Origin of the sequence: Bradyrhizobium cenepequi (genome assembly GCF_020329485.1) — a bacterium.
In the GTDB taxonomy this organism is placed as follows: domain Bacteria; phylum Pseudomonadota; class Alphaproteobacteria; order Rhizobiales; family Xanthobacteraceae; genus Bradyrhizobium; species Bradyrhizobium cenepequi.
The window spans coordinates 43,155-60,666 of sequence record NZ_JAGKJI010000040.1; the positions used below are offsets into that span (position 1 = coordinate 43,155).

General features: G+C 65.4%; 13 protein-coding genes and 1 tRNA gene. 8 read left to right on the plus strand and 6 right to left on the minus strand.

What is annotated here, in order from left to right; all coding sequences use genetic code 11:
- Window positions 1-16: 16 nt before the first annotated feature.
- Window positions 17-1,969: an acetate--CoA ligase gene (gene acs, locus J6497_RS30675; RefSeq protein WP_225707975.1), complete on the minus strand. Its 1,953-nt coding sequence runs from the start codon at window positions 1,967-1,969 to the stop codon at window positions 17-19.
- 361 nt (window positions 1,970-2,330) lie between these two features.
- On the opposite strand from acs, the gene J6497_RS30680 reads away from it, so the two are divergent.
- Window positions 2,331-3,479, plus strand: coding sequence for a DNA topoisomerase IB (locus tag J6497_RS30680; RefSeq protein ID WP_225707976.1), 1,149 nt, complete (start codon window positions 2,331-2,333; stop codon window positions 3,477-3,479).
- Between the two features lie 163 nt (window positions 3,480-3,642).
- Here the strand turns inward: J6497_RS30680 and J6497_RS30685 are convergent, their stop codons facing one another.
- The 3 genes from J6497_RS30685 to tsaD all read right to left on the minus strand — a co-directional run bounded on the left by J6497_RS30685 (window position 3,643) and on the right by tsaD (window position 6,311).
- The gene (locus tag J6497_RS30685) at window positions 3,643-4,056 is read right to left on the minus strand and encodes an EVE domain-containing protein (protein ID WP_225707977.1); all 414 of its coding nucleotides are present in this window, start codon (window positions 4,054-4,056) and stop codon (window positions 3,643-3,645) included.
- Window positions 4,057-4,058: 2 nt separating this feature from the next.
- On the minus strand, window positions 4,059-5,039 hold the full coding sequence (locus tag J6497_RS30690; protein ID WP_225707978.1) for an NAD(P)H-dependent glycerol-3-phosphate dehydrogenase: 981 nt from the start codon (window positions 5,037-5,039) through the stop codon (window positions 4,059-4,061).
- 198 nt (window positions 5,040-5,237) lie between these two features.
- Window positions 5,238-6,311: a tRNA (adenosine(37)-N6)-threonylcarbamoyltransferase complex transferase subunit TsaD gene (gene tsaD / locus J6497_RS30695; RefSeq protein ID WP_225707989.1), complete on the minus strand. Its 1,074-nt coding sequence runs from the start codon at window positions 6,309-6,311 to the stop codon at window positions 5,238-5,240.
- A gap of 140 nt (window positions 6,312-6,451) precedes the next feature.
- Between tsaD and J6497_RS30700 the strand changes: the two genes are divergently transcribed.
- From J6497_RS30700 to J6497_RS30715, 4 genes are all read left to right on the plus strand, one after another.
- Complete coding sequence (locus J6497_RS30700) at window positions 6,452-7,189, plus strand: uroporphyrinogen-III synthase (protein ID WP_225707979.1); 738 nt, start codon at window positions 6,452-6,454, stop codon at window positions 7,187-7,189.
- Between the two features lie 95 nt (window positions 7,190-7,284).
- Entirely contained in the window at window positions 7,285-8,532 is a 1,248-nt protein-coding gene (locus J6497_RS30705; protein ID WP_225707980.1) for a COG4223 family protein, read from the plus strand.
- 7 nt (window positions 8,533-8,539) lie between these two features.
- Complete coding sequence (locus J6497_RS30710; protein ID WP_225707981.1) at window positions 8,540-10,324, plus strand: heme biosynthesis protein HemY; 1,785 nt, start codon at window positions 8,540-8,542, stop codon at window positions 10,322-10,324.
- Window positions 10,325-10,492: 168 nt separating this feature from the next.
- Window positions 10,493-10,568, plus strand: a tRNA-Thr gene (locus tag J6497_RS30715).
- Window positions 10,569-10,717: 149 nt separating this feature from the next.
- On the opposite strand, the gene J6497_RS30720 is transcribed toward J6497_RS30715, so the two are convergent.
- The gene (locus J6497_RS30720; protein ID WP_225707982.1) at window positions 10,718-11,770 is read right to left on the minus strand and encodes a polysaccharide deacetylase family protein; all 1,053 of its coding nucleotides are present in this window, start codon (window positions 11,768-11,770) and stop codon (window positions 10,718-10,720) included.
- Window positions 11,771-12,100: 330 nt separating this feature from the next.
- Here J6497_RS30720 and J6497_RS30725 point away from each other — a divergent pair, with 330 nt between their 5' ends.
- Entirely contained in the window at window positions 12,101-12,313 is a 213-nt protein-coding gene (locus tag J6497_RS30725; protein ID WP_225707983.1) for a hypothetical protein, read from the plus strand.
- A gap of 11 nt (window positions 12,314-12,324) precedes the next feature.
- Here the strand turns inward: J6497_RS30725 and J6497_RS30730 are convergent, their stop codons facing one another.
- Complete coding sequence (locus J6497_RS30730) at window positions 12,325-14,016, minus strand: MFS transporter (protein ID WP_225707984.1); 1,692 nt, start codon at window positions 14,014-14,016, stop codon at window positions 12,325-12,327.
- 242 nt (window positions 14,017-14,258) lie between these two features.
- Between J6497_RS30730 and J6497_RS30735 the strand changes: the two genes are divergently transcribed.
- Together J6497_RS30735 and J6497_RS30740 are read left to right on the plus strand one after the other, a co-directional pair.
- Window positions 14,259-15,644 (plus strand): cytochrome P450, encoded by a 1,386-nt coding sequence (locus J6497_RS30735; protein WP_225707985.1) that lies wholly within the window; start codon window positions 14,259-14,261, stop codon window positions 15,642-15,644.
- 45 nt (window positions 15,645-15,689) lie between these two features.
- The gene (locus tag J6497_RS30740; protein WP_225707986.1) at window positions 15,690-17,099 is read left to right on the plus strand and encodes an adenylate/guanylate cyclase domain-containing protein; all 1,410 of its coding nucleotides are present in this window, start codon (window positions 15,690-15,692) and stop codon (window positions 17,097-17,099) included.
- The last annotated feature ends 413 nt before the right edge of the window (window positions 17,100-17,512 follow it).

Consider the following 17,512-nt stretch of genomic DNA (forward strand, 5'->3'; position numbering starts at 1 on the left):
CCCCCTTGCCGTGGTCTTAAACCGCGGCACCCTTCTTGTTCTGCCGGTTCTTGACGAGATCATCGACCACCGCGGGATCGGCCAGCGTCGAGGTATCGCCGAGGCTTGATGGCTCATCCTCGGCGATCTTGCGCAGGATGCGGCGCATGATCTTGCCGGAGCGGGTCTTGGGCAGGCCGGGCGCGAACTGGATCACGTCAGGGGAGGCGATCGGACCGATGTCCTTGCGCACCCAGGCGACCAGTTCCTTGCGCAACTCCTCGCTTGGCTCCAGGCCTGCCATCAGCGTGACGTAGGCGTAGATGCCCTGACCCTTGATGTCATGAGGATAGCCGACCACGGCGGCTTCCGACACCGCCGCATGTGCCACCAGCGAGCTCTCGACCTCGGCGGTGCCCATGCGGTGGCCGGAGACATTGATGACGTCGTCGACACGGCCGGTGATCCAGTAGTAGCCGTCGGCATCGCGCCGGCAGCCGTCGCCGGTGAAATACTTGCCCTTGTAGGCGGAGAAATAGGTCTGCTCGAAACGGGCGTGGTCGCCATAGACGGTGCGCATCTGGCCGGGCCAGGAGCGGATCAGGCAGAGATTGCCGGTGGCCTCGCCCTCCAGCACCTTGCCGTCGGCATCGACGATCTCCGGCACCACGCCGAAGAACGGCCGCGTCGCAGAACCCGGCTTGAGCTTGGTCGCGCCGGGCAGTGGGGTGATGAGAATGCCGCCGGTCTCGGTCTGCCACCAGGTGTCGACGATCGGGCAGCGGCTGTCGCCCACCACGCGGTGGTACCATTCCCAGGCTTCCGGATTGATGGGCTCGCCGACCGAGCCGAGCAACCTCAGGCTCTTGCGCGACGTTTTCTTGACCGGCTCGTCGCCACCTTGCATCAGCGCGCGGATCGCGGTCGGCGCTGTGTAGAAGATGTTGACCTTGTGCTTGTCGACGACGTTCCAGAAGCGGGAATTGTCAGGATAGTTCGGCACGCCCTCGAACATCAGCGTGGTCGCGCCGTTGGCGAGCGGACCATAGAGGATGTAGGTGTGACCGGTGACCCAGCCGACATCGGCGGTGCACCAGTAGACGTCGCCGTCGTGATAGTCGAACACGTATTGATGCGTCATCGCCGCAAACACGAGATAGCCGCCGGACGTGTGCAGCACGCCCTTGGGCTGTCCGGTCGAGCCTGACGTGTAGAGGATGAACAGCGGATCTTCCGCATGCATCGGCTCGCACGGACAGTCCGTCGTCACCATCTCGGCCGCCGCGTGGTACCAGAAATCGCGGGTCGGATTCATGTCGACGGCAGCACCGGTGTGCTTGACCACGACGACCCAGTCGACGCCCTCGGTCTTCGAAAGCGCTGCATCGACATTGGCCTTCAGCGGCACCTTCCGGCCCCCACGCAATCCTTCGTCGGCGGTGATGACTACCTTGGATTTGCAGTCGTTGATGCGCTGGGCGAGGCTGTCGGGCGAGAAGCCCGCGAACACCACCGAATGAATCGCGCCGATTCGCGCGCAGGCCAGCATCGCGTAGGCGGCCTCGGGGATCATCGGCAGGTAGATGGTGACGCGGTCGCCCTTCCCGACATTGCGATTGCGCAGGATGTTGGCCATCCGGCAGACTTCGTCGTGCAGCTCGCGATAGGTGATGTGCCTGGACTTCGAGGGATCGTCGCCCTCCCAGATGATCGCGGTCTGGTCGCCGCGCTTCTCGAGATGGCGATCGATGCAGTTCCAGGCGACATTGAGCATGCCGTCCTCGAACCATTTGATCGAGATGTTGCCCGGCGCGAAGGAGACGTTCTCGACCTTGGTGTACGGCTTGATCCAGTCGATGCGCTTGCCGTGCTCGGCCCAGAAGCCGTTGGGGTCGGAAACCGAACGTGCATACATCTCCCGGTACTTGGCGTCGTCGATATAGGCGCGTTTGGCCCAATCGGCTGAGACGTCATAGATCTTCTCGGACATGATCCCCTCCACTCGACATCCGGCCCGCGTGATCCCGGGTGTTGCGGGCCATCTTCATCGTTACGGCGATTATGCGTCGCCGGACAAGACCCGGACAAGCGCCGGCGTCTTGGACCTTGGTCGGCTGCCTGGCTCCACTTGACCGGAACGATCAAAATCACGTTTTGAGCAAGGTCAAAATCAACGTTATCGCGCGAATGGCACCTATGAGAGGTATTTAGAAACCGTCAATGGCTGATTCGCGACTCGCAAAAAGAAGAAGAACCCCCTAAATGGCCCTCCCGGGGGCCGAGGCCCCGCCGGAACCAAGCCATAACAATCGGCATTGCCGGCTAGCAGTGGAGTCAAGGCGTCAGCGGTCATGATGGATCAGCAGAATTTTGTGGCTACTCGGCCCGTTTCCGCCGATCCGACCCTGCCACTCGCGAGAGCACTGGGCCAGTGGCCGCCCAAGCTGCCGACCCCCAAGCAGAAGATCACCGTAAGGACTTCGGTGAAGGAGCTGGCCGAGGAACTGGGCCTAAAGCTCGGCGACCAGGCGCTGCTCACCATCCGCCGTGTCAAGCGCGGCAAGAGCTATTCCTTCGTTCGCGCCAACGGCTCGCACATCCGCGACGCCCGGACGATCCGCCGCCTGCACGCGATGGCGGTGCCGCCGGCTTATCGCGAGGTGCGCTACTCCCACGATCCGAGTTCGCATTTGCAGGCGATCGGCCGCGATGCCGCCGGACGACTGCAATACCGTTATCACGCCGACTGGGAAAAGATCCGCGAGCACCGCAAGGCGCATCGGCTGGCAAAGCTGGTTGCGGCGCTGCCGAAGATCCGGCGCAACGTCTCGAAATACCTGTCGGGCGATGAGCCGACGCGCGAATTCGCGCTATCGGCGGTGATCGAATTGATTGCGCGCACGGCGATCCGTCCTGGCAATGAATCCTATGCGCGGCTCAACGGGACCCGCGGCGCCACCACGCTCTTGAAATCCAACGTCACGCTCGAGGATGACTGCGTGGTGCTGACCTTCAAGGCCAAGGGCGGCAAGGCCGTGCGCAAGGAATGCGACGCTGCCAAGCTGGTGCGCGCGATCGGCATCCTGCGTACCGTGCCGGGCAAGCGCATGTTCCAGTATCGCGACAAGTCCGGCACCGTACGTGCGGCGTCGACCACGGCGGTGAATGCGTTCCTGCGCGAGATCGCCGGCATCAAGATTTCGCTGAAAGATTTTCGCACGCTGATGGCCTCGGCCGTCGTGCTCGAATCGCTGTCGCGGATCACGCCGGCGTCCAGCGCCCGTGGTCGCAAGAAGCAGGTGCTGGAAGCGGTGCGCGCCGCGGCCGATGAACTGTCCAATACGCCCGCGATCTGCCGCAAGAGCTATGTCCACGACACCATCGTCACCGCCTTCGAGGATGGCATCCTGGAGCGCTTTGCCGCGACCATGAAAGGCTATCGCACGCAAGCCAAGCGCGAGCAGTTGTTGGCGCAGGTCGTGACCGCGGCGGCGGTTTGATCTCTTCCCTTCTCCCCTTGTGGGAGAAGGTGGCGCGGACGAAGTCCGCGACGGATGAGGGGTTGCCTCCACAGGCACAGGTGTTCGCGGAGAGAACCCCTCACCCGCGCTCGCTTTCGCGACCGCACCCTCTCCCACAAGGGGCCCACAAGGGGAGAGGGTTTTAAAGCCCGCCCATCTTGCAGACGATCTTCCACTCATCCGCCGTCACCGGCTGCACCGACAGGCGCGAATACTTCACCAGCGCCATGTCTGCGAGCTTCGGTTCGGCCTTGATCGCTGCGATCGTCACCGGCGTCTTCAAAGGCTTGTCGGCTTTGATGTCGACGCAGACGAATTTGCCGGTCTTATCGGTCGGGTCGGGATAGGCCTCCTTGATTACTTCCGCGATGCCGACGATCTCCTTGCCCTCGTTGGAGTGATAGAAGAAGGTCTTGTCGCCCTTCTTCATGTTCACGAGGTTCTGGCGCGCGGTGAAATTGCGCACGCCCGTCCAGGCCTCGCCCTTGGCGCCCTTTGCCACCTGCTGGTCCCAGGACCAACTCGACGGTTCGGATTTCACCAGCCAATACGCCATCATCATCCCTCCGCCTTGAACGGCCGCGTCAAGAGGCCCTCGATCGCAGCATCGATCGTCAATTGCTTGCTAAGGATTGCTGCGACCGCATTTGATACCGGCATCTCGATATTCTGCGAAGCCGCAAGCTCGATCAGCACCGGCGCTGTGAATTCCCCTTCCGCGAGCTTGCCGGTCGCCGGCCGCTCGCCGCGGCCGAGCGCAATACCGAGCGCGAAATTGCGCGACTGCAGGCTGGAGCAGGTCAGGATCAGGTCGCCGAGGCCAGACAGTCCCGCCAAGGTTTCGGCACGGGCGCCGCAGGCGCGGCCGAGCCGCGCCAATTCGCTGAAGCCGCGCGTGGTCAGTGCCGCAAGCGCCGATGCTCCGAGCTCGCGGCCAGCCACGATGCCGGCCGCGATCGCCAGCACGTTCTTGGCGGCGCCGCCGATCTCGACGCCGCTGACATCGGTCGTATGGTAAGGCCGGAAGGTCGGCGATCCCAGCGCCTGCACCAGCACGCGCGCGAGGGTTTCATCTTTCGTTGCCAGCGTCACCGCTGTTGGAAGCCCGCGTGCGACATCGTCGGCGAAGCTTGGTCCCGACAGGATCGCCGGCGTGGCGGCGGGTGCGGCTTCCGCAATCACCTCGGTCATGAACTTGTGGGTGCCGCGCTCAATGCCCTTGGCGCAGGCGATCACGGGCGTGGCCTTCGCAAGTTGCGGTGCCAGGTGCATCACGGCTGCGCGCAGATGCTGCGCGGGTGTTGCGACCAGGATGAGGTCGGCGCGCGCCGCCGCGGCGATGTCGGCGGTCACCTTGACGCTGGCATCGAGAAGCACGCCGGGAAGCCTTGGATTGGCGCGGGTCGCCTCAATCTGCGCCGCATGCGCCGCGTCGCGCGCATAGAGCGTGACATCGCGGCCTGCCCGCGCCGCGACAGCCGCGAGCGCCGTTCCCCATGCGCCCGCGCCGATCACGCCAACGGATTGATGGGCCGGCATCAGGCAAACTCATCTGAACTCCCTCTCCCCGCTCTTGCGGGGAGAGGGTTGGGGTGAGGGGCTGCTTTCCGCGAACGCGCATAATGAGGTGTGTGCGGAGGCTCCCCCTCACCCGGATTTGCGCGGCGCGCAAATCCGACCTCTCCCCGCAAGCGGGGCGAGGTGATACTGCGTCCGTGGCGCGATCCCTCTTGCATCTCAAAATCCCGCACGGCTGTTGGCAAAGCCCGCAGGCGCCTTGGCGTTGGCGTCGAGCAGCCAGCGGGCGCGTGGCGGCGCGTCCATGGTGTCGGTGAGGCCGAGTGCCATCCGCTCGGCGCCGGCCCAGGCGATCATCGCGCCATTGTCGGTGCAGAGTGCCGGCGGCGGAATGATCAGCGTCGTCTGCGCACTGGCGGCGACGTCCTGCAGCGCACCGCGGATCGCGTGATTGGCGGCAACGCCGCCGGCCGCGACCAGCGCGCGCGGCGGGCCGAATTGCTCCTGGAATAATTTCAGGCCGACGCTCAGCCGGTCCACCGTCGATTCCAGCACCGCTGCCTGGAAGCCGGCGCAGAGATCGCTGACATCCTGCGGCTCCAGCGGTGCCAATCGGCTCGCTTCATTGCGCACGGCGGTCTTCAGGCCCGACAGCGAGAAATTGGCGTCGGGGCGTCCGAGCATCGGCCGCGGAAACGCAAAGCGCGTGGCGTCGCCGCCCTCGGCCGCGCGCTCCACCTCCGGCCCGCCCGGATAGGGCAGCGACAGCATCTTCGCCACCTTGTCGAAGGCCTCGCCCATGGCGTCATCGACGGTGGTGCCAAGCCGCACATATTCGCCGACGCCGACCACGGCAACGATCTGGGTATGGCCGCCGGACGCCAGGAACAGGCAATAGGGGAACGCCAATGCACAAGTGAGCCGCGGCGTCAGCGCATGCGCTTCCAGATGGTTCACCGCGATCAGCGGCGTGTTGTGCACCATCGCGATCGCCTTTGCCGTGGTGAGCCCGACGATGACGCCGCCGATCAGGCCGGGGCCTGCGGCCGCGGCGACGGCGGACAATTGCGCATAACCGACGTCAGCCTCCTTCATGGCGCGATCGATGATGCCGTCGAGCAGATCGACATGGGCGCGCGCGGCGATCTCCGGCACCACGCCGCCGAAGCGCGCGTGCTCGGCAGTCTGCGAGCGCACGATGTTGGACAAGACTCGTCCGCGGCCGTCGCTCTGGCGCTCGACCACAGCGGCTGCGGTTTCGTCGCAGGTGGTCTCTATACCCAACACCAGCATCGGCGTGTCGTTACCCAATATCGGTCCCTGTGCTATCGGTGCTATCGCTTGCTATCTTCCGTCCGTCACTCGGTAGCATTGTGAGGTCACAGCGTGCAATCGTCGGTTCAGCCCCAAATGTCGCTCCTGAAAGCCTGAACATGGCCGTCCTTGTCACGCGCCCGCAAGGAGATGGCGAGGCCACTGCCGACAGCCTGCGCAGCCGGGGTTTTGAGGTCCTGCTCGCGCCGATGCTGCGGTTCGAGGCACTGCCGTTCCAGGACGAAGATGCCGCGTCCTATGACGCTGTCATCGTCACCAGCGCCAATGCGCTGCGCGCCGTTGCGCCCCAGCTCGCCGGCCACGCGCTGCTTCGGCTGCCGCTGCTTGCGGTCAGCGAGCATACCGCTGCCGCGGCGCGCGAGGCCGGATTTGGCGAGGTGGCCAGCGCCGACGGGGATGCCACCTCGCTGTGCGATCTCGTGCGGGCGCACAGGAAGGCCAAGAAGCTGAAAAAGTCGGCAACTTTGCTTTATCTGGCGGGCGCCGATCTTTCGCGCGATCTCGCCGGCGAGCTCGGCGAAACGGGCTTTACGGTCATCACCCGCACGACTTACCGCATGAACCCGGTGGCGGGCCTGCCGCGTCCGGTGTGCGAGGCTTTCATGGCGGGGCATATCGAGGCGGTGCTGCATTATTCCCGTCGTAGCGCGCGGGCGTTTCTCGATGCGGCGCGGACCGAAGGCCTCGAAATATCGGCCCTGGCGCTGCCGCATTGCTGCATTTCGGCTGCTGTTGCCGCCGTCCTGCGCGAGGCCGGAGCCACCCAGGTCATCGTCGCCGCCGCGCCAGATGAAAATGCCTTGTTCGAGGCCCTGGCGCGTGCTTTGCGGCCCTGATTGGCTTAAGAGAACAGTCCGATTCTGGTAAGTCTCGTCTGGTAAGCCCTGGGCTTTCCCGGTTTCGGCGTATCAACAGTCAAGGGAACCGCTGCATGGTCGATGAGAGGCCCGAAGACACCGGATCGGCGGCAGATTCCTCCGCCCGGCCACGGCGCGCGCCGCCGACCATTGATCTCAAGGCGACCGAGGTGTCGAGCGAACCGCTCAAAACGGAGTCCGCCAAGACGGATGGCGCGGAGGCGGCCAGCGAGAATGCAAGCGGCGAAACGGCGGCCGCCGAGGCGGCATCGCAGCCTGAGCCTGCGGCGGAAACCACCACAGCCGCACCGGATCCGGAACCTGCGTTCTCCGAAGCCCCGCCTCGCCCGATCTCACCCTGGGTGATCGCGCCTGTGTCGGGCGCTGTCGCAGCCGCGCTGGTGATCGGCGTCGGTTGGCTGCTCGGCTGGCCCGCTGTACAGGTGCCTGCGCCACAGCTCAGCGGAGGCGCCATCGACCAGCTCACCGGGCGCGTCGCAGGTCTGGAATCGAAGATTAGCAATCCCGTGACCACGCGGATCGATGGGCTGGAGAAATCCGTGAGCGCGCTCCGCACCGAACTCGCGGCGTCGCGCGCGCAATCGGACAAGCTCGCCGCCGCGATCGATGAAGTGAAAGCGATGCCACGAAATGGGTCCGCGTCCGCGCCGGATCTTTCTGCCGTCAACGATCGCGTCGCAAGGATCGAGAACGCCCTGCGGACGCAAACGGCTGAGCTCGCCCAGCAAGACAAGAAGATCGCGGAAGCGGGCGCAGCCGACGCAAAGCTGGCGGACGATACGCCGCTGCGCCGCGTGGTTGCCGCATCGCTGCTCGATGTCGCGGTCCGCCATGGCGATGCCTATGCGGCGCCGCTCGAGGCCGCCAAGCAGTTTGCGGAGAATCCCGACGCGCTCAAGCCGCTCGATGCGTTCGCGGCCTCCGGTGTGCCGAGCGTCGGCGCGCTCTGCCGCGAGCTGCTCGAGATCGTGCCGAAGCTTGCGCCGCCTCCGCCTTCGGCTGCTGCTACCACCGGCACCGGCATCGTCGATCGCCTGCAGGCGGGCGCGGCAAAGCTCGTGCGTATCGAGCGCACGGATGCGTCCGGCACCGACCGTGGCAGCGTGGTTGCGCGCATCACCCAGGCTGCGCTTCGCAACGATCTTGGCGAAGCGAAGCGCGAATTGATGACACTAGCGCCCGCCGATCGCGCGGCGGCCCAAGCGTGGCTCGAGAAAGTGGAAGCGCGCGCCGCGGCGCTGGCGGCCTCGCGAACATTCGCAGACAACGCCATGGCTGGGCTCGCGAAGGCCGGACAGTAGGTTTTCGATGATCCGGATCATTCTGTTCCTTGTGTTGATCGCGCTCGCCGCGGCGGGCGTGGCCTGGGTTGCCGACCAGACCGGCGACGTCGTGCTGTCCACGGGCGGCTGGCGCATCGTAACCACGCTGCCGGTGCTCGCGCTGGCGATCGGCATTGCGATGGTCGCAGCCGTCATCCTGTGGTCCATCCTGCACGGGCTCTGGCGAATGCCGGCGCGCATCCGGCGCGGCCGGCGCGAGCGCCGTCACGCGCGTGGCCGTCATGCGATCACCCAAGGGCTGCTCGCGATCGGCCATGGCGATTCCTCCGCGGCGCGGGCGCATGCGGAAACGGCGCGGCGCCACGCGGGCAGCGATCCGCTGACGCTTCTTCTCAATGCGCAATCGGCGCAGCTCGACGGCGATCGCGCCGGCGCGCAAGCCGCGTTCCGTGCCATGGCCGAGCGCGAGGATACGCGGCTGCTCGGCCTGCGCGGCCTGTTCATCGAGGCGCGGCGGTCGGACGATGCGGTCGCCGCTGTCATGATCGCGGAAGAGGCCTTGAGGGTTTCGCCGTCATCGTCATGGGCCTCGCAGGCGGTGCTCGGCTTCCGTTGCGCCAAGAGCGACTGGACCGGCGCGCTTTCGATCCTCGACAACAACCAGACCTCCGGCCTGATCGACAAGGCGACCTATCGGCGGCAGCGCGGCGTGCTGCTCACGGCACGCGCGCTCGAGCTCGAGACCGTCGACCGCGACCTGTCGCGCGAGAGCGTGATGGAGGCGATCAAGCTCGCGCCGACGCTGATCCCGGCCGCGGTGCTCGTCGCCAAATACGAGAGCGAGGCGCATCAGGTGCGGCGCGCGATGAAGATCGTCGAGACCGCGTGGCTGTCGCAGCCGCATCCCGATCTCGCCGACGCCTATGCGCATGTGAAGCTGGGCGATTCCGCGCGGCAGCGGCTGGTGCGGGTCGAGACGCTGGCGGCGAAGACGCCTGGCCATATCGAAGGCGCGCTCGCGCTCGCGCGCGCGGCGATCGACGCCGCCGAATTCGCCAAGGCGCGCGAGGCTCTCACCCCGTTCATCGCCGCGCCGACGCAGCGCGTGGCGCTGTTGATGGCCGAGATCGAGCGTACCGAGCATGGCGACAGCGGCCGTGCCCGCGCCTGGACCTTGCGCGCGGTGCGCGCCCTGCACGATCCGGCCTGGACCGCGGATGGCTATGTCAGCGATCGCTGGCGGCCGGTCTCGCCGGTCACCGGCCGGCTCGACGCCTTCCAGTGGCAGACGCCGGTCGCCGCACTGCCGTCGGACAAGGGCCTGGCGATCGAATCTTCGCCGTTCGAGGAAGCGATGCTCGCCTCAAAGCGGATCGAGCTGCCGAAGGAGGCGCCGCCGGCACCGCCGGCGAAACCGGTCGAGCTGGCGGCCGAGAAGCCGGCCCTGGTCGCGCCCGCGAAACCAGTCGAAGCTGCGCCGCCCGCCGCGCAGGACAATACGCCGACGTCGGCTGCAGACTCGGTGGAACTGGCGCCCGCCGCGCTGCCGTCTTCTGCTTCCGCCCCGCCTGCGCCACAGCCGGCTCCAGCCGAATCATCGCCTACCGTGGTCGCGCCGCTGTTCCGCGCCCGCCAGGACATCCCCAAGACGCCGCCGGCGCCGATTCCGGCCGTGATTCCCATCGTCCGCGCCCCCGACGACCCCGGGATCGAGGAGGACGGCGCCCGTGACGAATTTTCCGAGCAAATCGGCCCGCCAAAGGCCCAGGCCGGCGGCTGGCGCGGTTTTCTGTCCCGCTGGGGCGGCTGAGACGCGGTCAAGTGACTGCGTCAACCTTGCCAATCGGGGCCACGCCCGATATCAGTGCGCACGCGATTGGAGCATGGTCCGGACCCGGAGGGCCGCGTAGCGCAAAGTGGAAACCGGTTTTCCGAAAAGATCACGCTCTAATATCAAGGACCAGTCGCCGAACGGTTCGCCGCAATAGCTCAGCTGGTAGAGCACGTCATTCGTAATGACGGGGTCGGGGGTTCGAATCCCTCTTGCGGCACCACCGCTAATAGCTTTCCTCAATGAGCTCAGCGCGAAGCGACCAGTCTGGTGCTGATCTCTGTAACCGCTCACCGTCCTCAAAACGTAGATGGCCGGGACAAGCCCGGCCATGACGACGATAGGTGCGTAGGGAGCGCGTCGTTCGATCGGTTACTGCTGCGAAACCGTCCGCACCACGCTTGAGAGCGGGCGCGCGCTGACCGTCGGGACCTTCATGTCCTTGACCAGGAGGGCGTCGTATTCAGGCAGGGTTTCCAGCGGCTCCTTTGCCTTCATCTGAACCACCTTGTAGCCGCCGGACTTGAGGCGGCGCAGCAGCGTCGGCAGGGCTTGCGCGGTGTGCTTCTGCAGGTCGTGCATCAGGATGATGCCCTTGCCCTGCTTTTCCAGCTTCGTCATGACGGTCTGGATCACCTGGTCGGGCGAGCTGGACTTGAAGTCGAGGGAATCGACGTCGACGGAGAACATCGCGATGTTCCGGCTGGCCAGATGCGCGAGGGTCGCTTGCGTGTGGGCGAGTGCCGGGAAGCGGAAGAACGGCGAGGGCGCGGTGCCGAGCGCCATCTTCACGGCGCTGAAGCCCTTCTCGATCTCGTCCTTGGCTTGCTGTTCGGTCAGTTTCTTGCTGTCGAGATGCGCATGCGACCAGGTGTGCGAGCCGATGGTGTGGCCGGCGGCGGCGACCTGCTTCAGGATTTCCGGATGATAGGTGGTGTGCAGGCCGATCGGGAAGAACAGTCCCTTGGTGCATTCGTCGGCAAGCGCCTTCAGCACCGCCGGTGTGGTCGGCCACGGGCCGTCGTCGAAGGTCAGCACGACCTCCTTGTCCGCCAGGAAGTCGAACTGCTTGTACTGCAAGAAGCCGAAGCCCGGTCCGGCCGTGGTGTCGATGACGACGGTGCGGCTGACGCCAAGCGCGTCGGGATTGGCGCAGGTCGATTTTGCCCGCATCGGCGCGGCTGCTGGTGCGGGAGCGGATGCAGGTGCCGGGGCGGCAGCTGCCTGTTGCGACACCGCGGCGGTGGTCTCGACATCGTCCTTGGCGGCCGATTTGGCGGCGGCTGGCGGCAGCGGATCCGCCGGCCGGGCGGCGACGGTTTGCGGGGCCGCATCGGTCCGCGGCGAAGCACTCCAGAACCACACTCCGGCGATCACGACCGCCGCAACAACAACGGCCAGCAACAGGCCTATCGGATTACGCATCGCTACTCTCTTGAGGAAACTCGGGTCACACGCTCGTAACGAGCCATTAGTGCCAACGAGGTCTTAACGCGATCCCAACGCACTTGCCTTTGGCGAAGAAAATTGGGTCGTTATTCTGCGTGAGGGTCATCACAGTCGGCGCGAGCCTGCCTGGCAGCAATTCGCACGACACGGGCCTTCGAATGCTTGCGGCCATGCAGCGCAGCATTCCGCCGGCTGTGATGGCTGGTCGGAACTGACTGCTGGCGCCGTCGTTTGGACCTTCTTCGGTGTGCGCAAACAATATAGAATGCCGGTGTCCCGCCTGTTGGTCATGCAAAGGCTCGAGAGATGACCAGATTGCTGTTCGTCATTCCGCTGATTTTGGCGGCATCCGCATCCTCGGCGCAGCAGCAGGGGCGGGAGGCCTGCACCCGCGACGCGTCGCGGTTCTGCCGCAAATATCTCGATCAGGGCGATCAGGCCGTGCTGGCGTGCCTGAAGGAGCATCGCGGCCGGCTCACCAGGACGTGCCAGCAGACGCTGGTCTCCCACGGGCAGTGAGGGCGCCGAGATTACGTGCTGCTCCCGGCCGCCGTCGCGACGACGGGCAAGACTTCGGTGGTTCCGGGGTCGGGCGTCTCGTCCTTCCAGCGCACCGAGCCGAAGGGACGTTCCAGCATGCGGCGCACCCGTATCGGTTCGGGACCGAGGTGGAAGGCTATCGCCTTGAGATGCAATTCGCGCTCGGATTGGGTGGCGCGGTTGCGCTGGCGCAAGTAATCGAGCCAGGTCGGGCAGTGATAGCGCTCGGTCCACAATTCGGGATCGGCGATATCGCGCGCGATCGACCAGCCATAGGCGCCGTTGCGCTGCCGGCTGAGCTGCACCTCCAGCATCACATTATGGAAGGCGCGGGCGTTGTCCTGCGCGACGCGGTACTCGATCTCGACCACCAGCGGTCCGCTGCGCGGTGTGAGCGACAGGCGGACCTCGGGATCCGCGAGCATTTCGGTGGCGTCCTCGTTGCGCGCGCCGACAGGCGGCATTCTGAGCCATAATCCCAGCAACGGCGACAGCAGCATCAGCCCGGCGGAGACCAGCAGCGCGACCTCAACGCCGGCGCTATCGGTGAGGCGGCCCCAGCCCCAGCTTCCGATCGCGATCCCGCCCGCGATCGCGGCCTGGAACGCCGCCAGCGAGCGGCCGGCGACCCAGCGCGGCGCCGAGAGCTGCACGCCGATATTGAACAGCGCGATCGCCATCATCCAGACCGCGCCGGCCAGCACCAGCGCCGCCGCCGTCACCACCGGCTGCTTGCTGATCGCGACCACGGCGATTGCGCCTGCCATCGAGATCGCGCAGACGCGTATGGCGGCCTCGCCGCTCATCCGCTTGCGCATTTCGCCGATATTGAGGGCGCCGAGCACCGCGCCCATGCCGAACGCCCCGAGCATGATGCCGTAGGTCTGGGGCCCGCCATGCAAGAGGTCGCGCGCCACCAGCGGCATCAGCGCGGAGACCGAGCCGCCGATGATGCCGGTGACCAGCGTGCGCGTCAGCACGATCTTGATCGACGGCGAATGGTTGATGTAGCGCACGCCCGAGACCATGGCGCGGTTGAGCCGCTCGCGCGGCAGCCGCGACGGCTCGCTGACGCGGTCCCAGAGGAACAGCACGACCAGCAGCGGCAGATAGAACAGCGCATTGAGTGCAAAGGCGGCCACCGCGCCCGCGGTCGCGACCACGATGCCGCCGATCGCCGGCCCGAAGCTGCGGGCGATGTTGTAGCTGATGCCGTTCAGCGCCACCGCCGCAGGGAGCGTATCGGGTGGCACCTGCTCGCTGACCGAGGATTGCCAGGCCGGCCCGAACAGCGCCATGCCGCTGCCGACGATGAAGCAGAACGCGAGCAGGATATTCGGCGTCACCAGATCGAGCCACGCCAGCGCCGTCAGAACGGTGGCGCCGACCAGCGCAATCAGAAGCGACACCATCGCCACCACCCGGCGGTCATGCATGTCGGCAATGGCGCCGGCCGGCATCGAGATCAGCATGATGGGCAGCATGAGCGCGGTCTGCACCAGCGCCACCTTGTCGGCCGAGGACGTCATCTGCGTCATCGCCCAGGCGGCGCCGACGCCCTGGATCAGGATCCCGAGGTTGGAGAGCAGGCTCGCTAGCCAGATGCGCCGGAACACCGAATGCGCAAGCGGCGCCAGGATGCCGTCGGCGGCCAGGCTCGTGCGTCGCGGCGATGCTGTCATGGTGGTTCCGTGGTTCTCTGTTGGCTGCTTGATTCCGACCTCGGAGTGATGCCCGTCAAACGCCTGCATTGTCCAGTCGTCATGCTGTCATTTCGCTCCCGCAAAGACGCGGGGTTGGGGGAGGGCCGTGAGGTAACAAATGAGCGTGTTCGGGCGAACTCTTCCAAAGAGCGCCGTTTTACGTCTTCATCATCCCCGGAAGGAAAGCGTAGACTGGTTGGATCGAGACTGGAGCAAGCCCCATGAGCATAGCCGAAGTCTACGACCTGCCGATTGCGCGGAAGCGGCTGGTGCCGCCGTGTCCGCCGCGCGCGCCCGACGACATCTCGGCCTTCAGGCGCATGACGCTGATCAGCCGCAGCCCGATCGCGAGCTGGAGCCAGCGCGCCTATGAGGAGGAGATCGTCCGTGGCCGCTTCTTCGGCCGCAGCAGCTTCATCCTCAATGCGCCTGAGGCGATCAGGCACGTGCTGGTCGACAATTACGAGAATTATACGCGCACGCCGGCCGCCTTCCGAGTGCTGCGCCCGATGCTCGGCGAAGGTCTTCTGATCGCCGAAGGCCGCGCCTGGAAACACCAGCGCCGCACGCTCGCACCGGCCTTCACGCCGCGCGCGATCATGACGCTGGTGCCGCACATGGTCGCGGTGACCGACGAGACCATCGGAAAGCTCAAGGCCGCGAGCGACCGTCCAGTGGATCTTCGCGAGACCATGCAGCGGATGACGCTCGAGATCGCCGGCCGCACCATGTTCTCGTTCGGCATGGATCGCCACGGCGGCACCTTGCGCGATTTCGTCATGGAATATGGCGAGCGGCTGGCGCGGCCCCGTTTCCTCGACATGCTGCTGCCGTTGAGCTGGCCCAGTCCGCAGGATTTCGCGCGTGCCCGCTTCCGCAAGCGCTGGACGGCGTTCGTCGTCATGTTGATGGCGGAGCGCCGTGCCGCCGGCAAGACAAGCGATGCACCGCCGCGCGATCTGTTCGACCTCATGGTTGCGGCGCGCGACCCCGAGACCGGGGAGGCCTTCACCGATGCGCAGCTCGGCGACGAGATCGCGACCATGATCCTCGCCGGCCACGAGACGACAGCGACCGCCTTGCTCTGGGCGCTCTATCTGCTTTCGCTCGATCCGGCGACGCAGGATGATCTCGCCGCCGAGGTGAGCGGGGTTGCTGCGGGTGGCGCATTGGAGATCGAGCGGCTGAAACTCACCCGCGCGGTCATCGAGGAGACCATGCGCCTCTATCCGCCGGCCTTCCTGATCGCGCGCGCCGCGGCCGGCCCGGACATGATCGCCGGCATGCCGGTGAAGAAGAACGACGTGGTGATGATCGCGCCCTGGCTGCTGCACCGGCATGAGAAGCTCTGGCACGATCCCGCGGCATTCGCGCCGTCGCGTTTCATGACCGGCACGCCCCCCGATCGCTTTGCCTATCTGCCGTTCGGCGTCGGCGCCCGTGTCTGCATCGGTGCGCATTTTGCAATGGTCGAAGCAACGCTGGCGCTGGCGAAACTGATCGGCGCCTTCCGCGTCGCGCTGGTCGACAAGCAGCCGGTGATGCCGGTCGGGGTGGTGACGACCCAGCCCGACCACTCGCCGATGTTTACGATCACGCCGCGGTAACTGATCTTGCGTTTCGGCGCGGGTCATCTCATCTAAGGTTGCGACATGAGCGATACCCAGGCCCAGTTCGCAGTGTTGAAACAGACGGCCGATCCGGCTGTCGTTGGCGAAATCGCGCGGCTGATTGCCGATGGCCATGATCGCGAGCTCAACCGCATCAACCTGCTGGACTTCGCCGGGCGCACCGGACTCGACGAGGAAAAGGTCATTTCCGGTTTCCTGCATGCGTCACGGCTCGGCTTGTTCGACATGAGCTGGAACGTGCTGTGTCCCGGCTGTGGCGGGGTGCTCGATGCGCATTCGACGCTGAAATCGCTGCGTCACGACGATTACAATTGCGCGCTCTGCGCCGCCGGCTACGAGGCTTCCGTCGACGAAATGGTCGAGGTCGCCTTCACCGTCAGCCCGCGGGTCCGCCGCATCGGCGCGCATGATCCCAGCACGCTGCCGATCTGGGACTATGTGCGGCAGATGTTCTGGAGTTCGGGCGTCGACATCAACGAAGAATCGTTTTCACGCCTGATCAACGAAGCCACGCTCGAAGCGCTCGAAATGCCGACCGGCGAGAAGGCAATCCTGTCGCTGAATTTGCCGAACCAGTTCGTCATCGTGTTCGAGCCGGTGACGCATTCGGCCCACTTCCTCGACATTCAAGGTGAGCTGACCACCGATCGCCAGCAGCTTTCAATCGTCTACAACAAGCTGCAGGCGCCGACCGGGACCACGGTGCTGCGGCCAGGGCCATTGCGGCTCTCGCTCGAAAATCAGGCCGGCGTCCGCGTCCTGCCATCGGTCTGGGTTGCGGGCGACGCCATGCACCAGATGCTGGGCAGGCGCAAGCCGATTCTCACGGCGAAGCGGATGTTGAGCAATCAGACCTTCCGTGACGTCTTCAAGGCTGACAATCTCAACGTCGACCAGCGATTGAAGATCACATCGCTGACTTTCCTGTTCACGGATCTCAAAGGTTCGACCGCACTTTATGAGCGGGTCGGCGATCTTGCCGCCTTTGATCTGGTGCGCGCGCATTTTCATGCGCTGCTCGAGATCATCGCTTCTGAGCACGGCGCCGTGGTGAAGACCATCGGCGATGCGGTCATGGCGACTTTCATCAAGCCTGAACATGCGCTCGCCGCGGGCCTGCGCATGCGCGCTGCGATGAAGAAGCTCAACGATGAGCGCGGCAAGGAGGACCTGATCGTCAAGATCGGGATTCACGAAGGCCCTTGCCTCGCGGTGATGCTGAACGAGCGGCAAGATTATTTCGGTCAGACCGTCAATATCGCCGCACGCGTGCAGAGCCTGTCGACCCAGCAGGAAATCCACATCACCGCGCCGGTGATCGATTCGCCGGAAGTGGTCTCCATTCTGAAGAAAGCGGAGATCCGGCCGATCCAGAAGGAAGCGGCGCTGCGCGGCATCGCCGACAAGATGGTGGTGTACGAGATACCTTGAGCGGCCTGTCGTCCCGGCCTTGAGCCGGGACCCATACCGCGGAATCTATCCGTAGAGTGATCTGCTCGACGCCTTCGCCAAGCAACCACTTTCTGTGGTTATGGTTCTCCGCGTTCGCGCTAGGGCATCTACACATCTTTGGGACGCGACAGATTGACTCGGGCCGGCATGATGTGCCGTCGCCGCAGCGTTTGTATGATTCTCTCTCTGGCGCTTTGATTCGAAGGAGCGCCAGAGATGCAGCAGGAACCGGATTTGTCCCTCGGTAAGTTTGGAGACGTTCGCCTCGATAAAAGGGGGCGGCGCTTCTCCGGGCTATGCTTTGCACGCGCAGCGTCTGTTTGCGCCAGATGGCGCAGGGCGACTGGGCTGCGAACATGGCGTTCTGGCGGTTTGTGAACAATCCACAGGTC

Bases quoted from the DNA above. Each gene is read 5' to 3' on its own strand.
- acs (WP_225707975.1), bottom strand. From the start codon at position 1,969: ATGTCCGAGAAGATCTATGACGTCTCAGCCGATTGGGCCAAACGCGCC.
- J6497_RS30680 (WP_225707976.1), top strand. From the start codon at position 2,331: ATGATGGATCAGCAGAATTTTGTGGCTACTCGGCCCGTTTCCGCCGAT.
- J6497_RS30685 (WP_225707977.1), bottom strand. From the start codon at position 4,056: ATGGCGTATTGGCTGGTGAAATCCGAACCGTCGAGTTGGTCCTGGGAC.
- J6497_RS30690 (WP_225707978.1), bottom strand. From the start codon at position 5,039: ATGCCGGCCCATCAATCCGTTGGCGTGATCGGCGCGGGCGCATGGGGA.
- tsaD (WP_225707989.1), bottom strand. From the start codon at position 6,311: ATGCTGGTGTTGGGTATAGAGACCACCTGCGACGAAACCGCAGCCGCT.
- J6497_RS30700 (WP_225707979.1), top strand. From the start codon at position 6,452: ATGGCCGTCCTTGTCACGCGCCCGCAAGGAGATGGCGAGGCCACTGCC.
- J6497_RS30705 (WP_225707980.1), top strand. From the start codon at position 7,285: ATGGTCGATGAGAGGCCCGAAGACACCGGATCGGCGGCAGATTCCTCC.
- J6497_RS30710 (WP_225707981.1), top strand. From the start codon at position 8,540: ATGATCCGGATCATTCTGTTCCTTGTGTTGATCGCGCTCGCCGCGGCG.
- J6497_RS30720 (WP_225707982.1), bottom strand. From the start codon at position 11,770: ATGCGTAATCCGATAGGCCTGTTGCTGGCCGTTGTTGTTGCGGCGGTC.
- J6497_RS30725 (WP_225707983.1), top strand. From the start codon at position 12,101: ATGACCAGATTGCTGTTCGTCATTCCGCTGATTTTGGCGGCATCCGCA.
- J6497_RS30730 (WP_225707984.1), bottom strand. From the start codon at position 14,016: ATGACAGCATCGCCGCGACGCACGAGCCTGGCCGCCGACGGCATCCTG.
- J6497_RS30735 (WP_225707985.1), top strand. From the start codon at position 14,259: ATGAGCATAGCCGAAGTCTACGACCTGCCGATTGCGCGGAAGCGGCTG.
- J6497_RS30740 (WP_225707986.1), top strand. From the start codon at position 15,690: ATGAGCGATACCCAGGCCCAGTTCGCAGTGTTGAAACAGACGGCCGAT.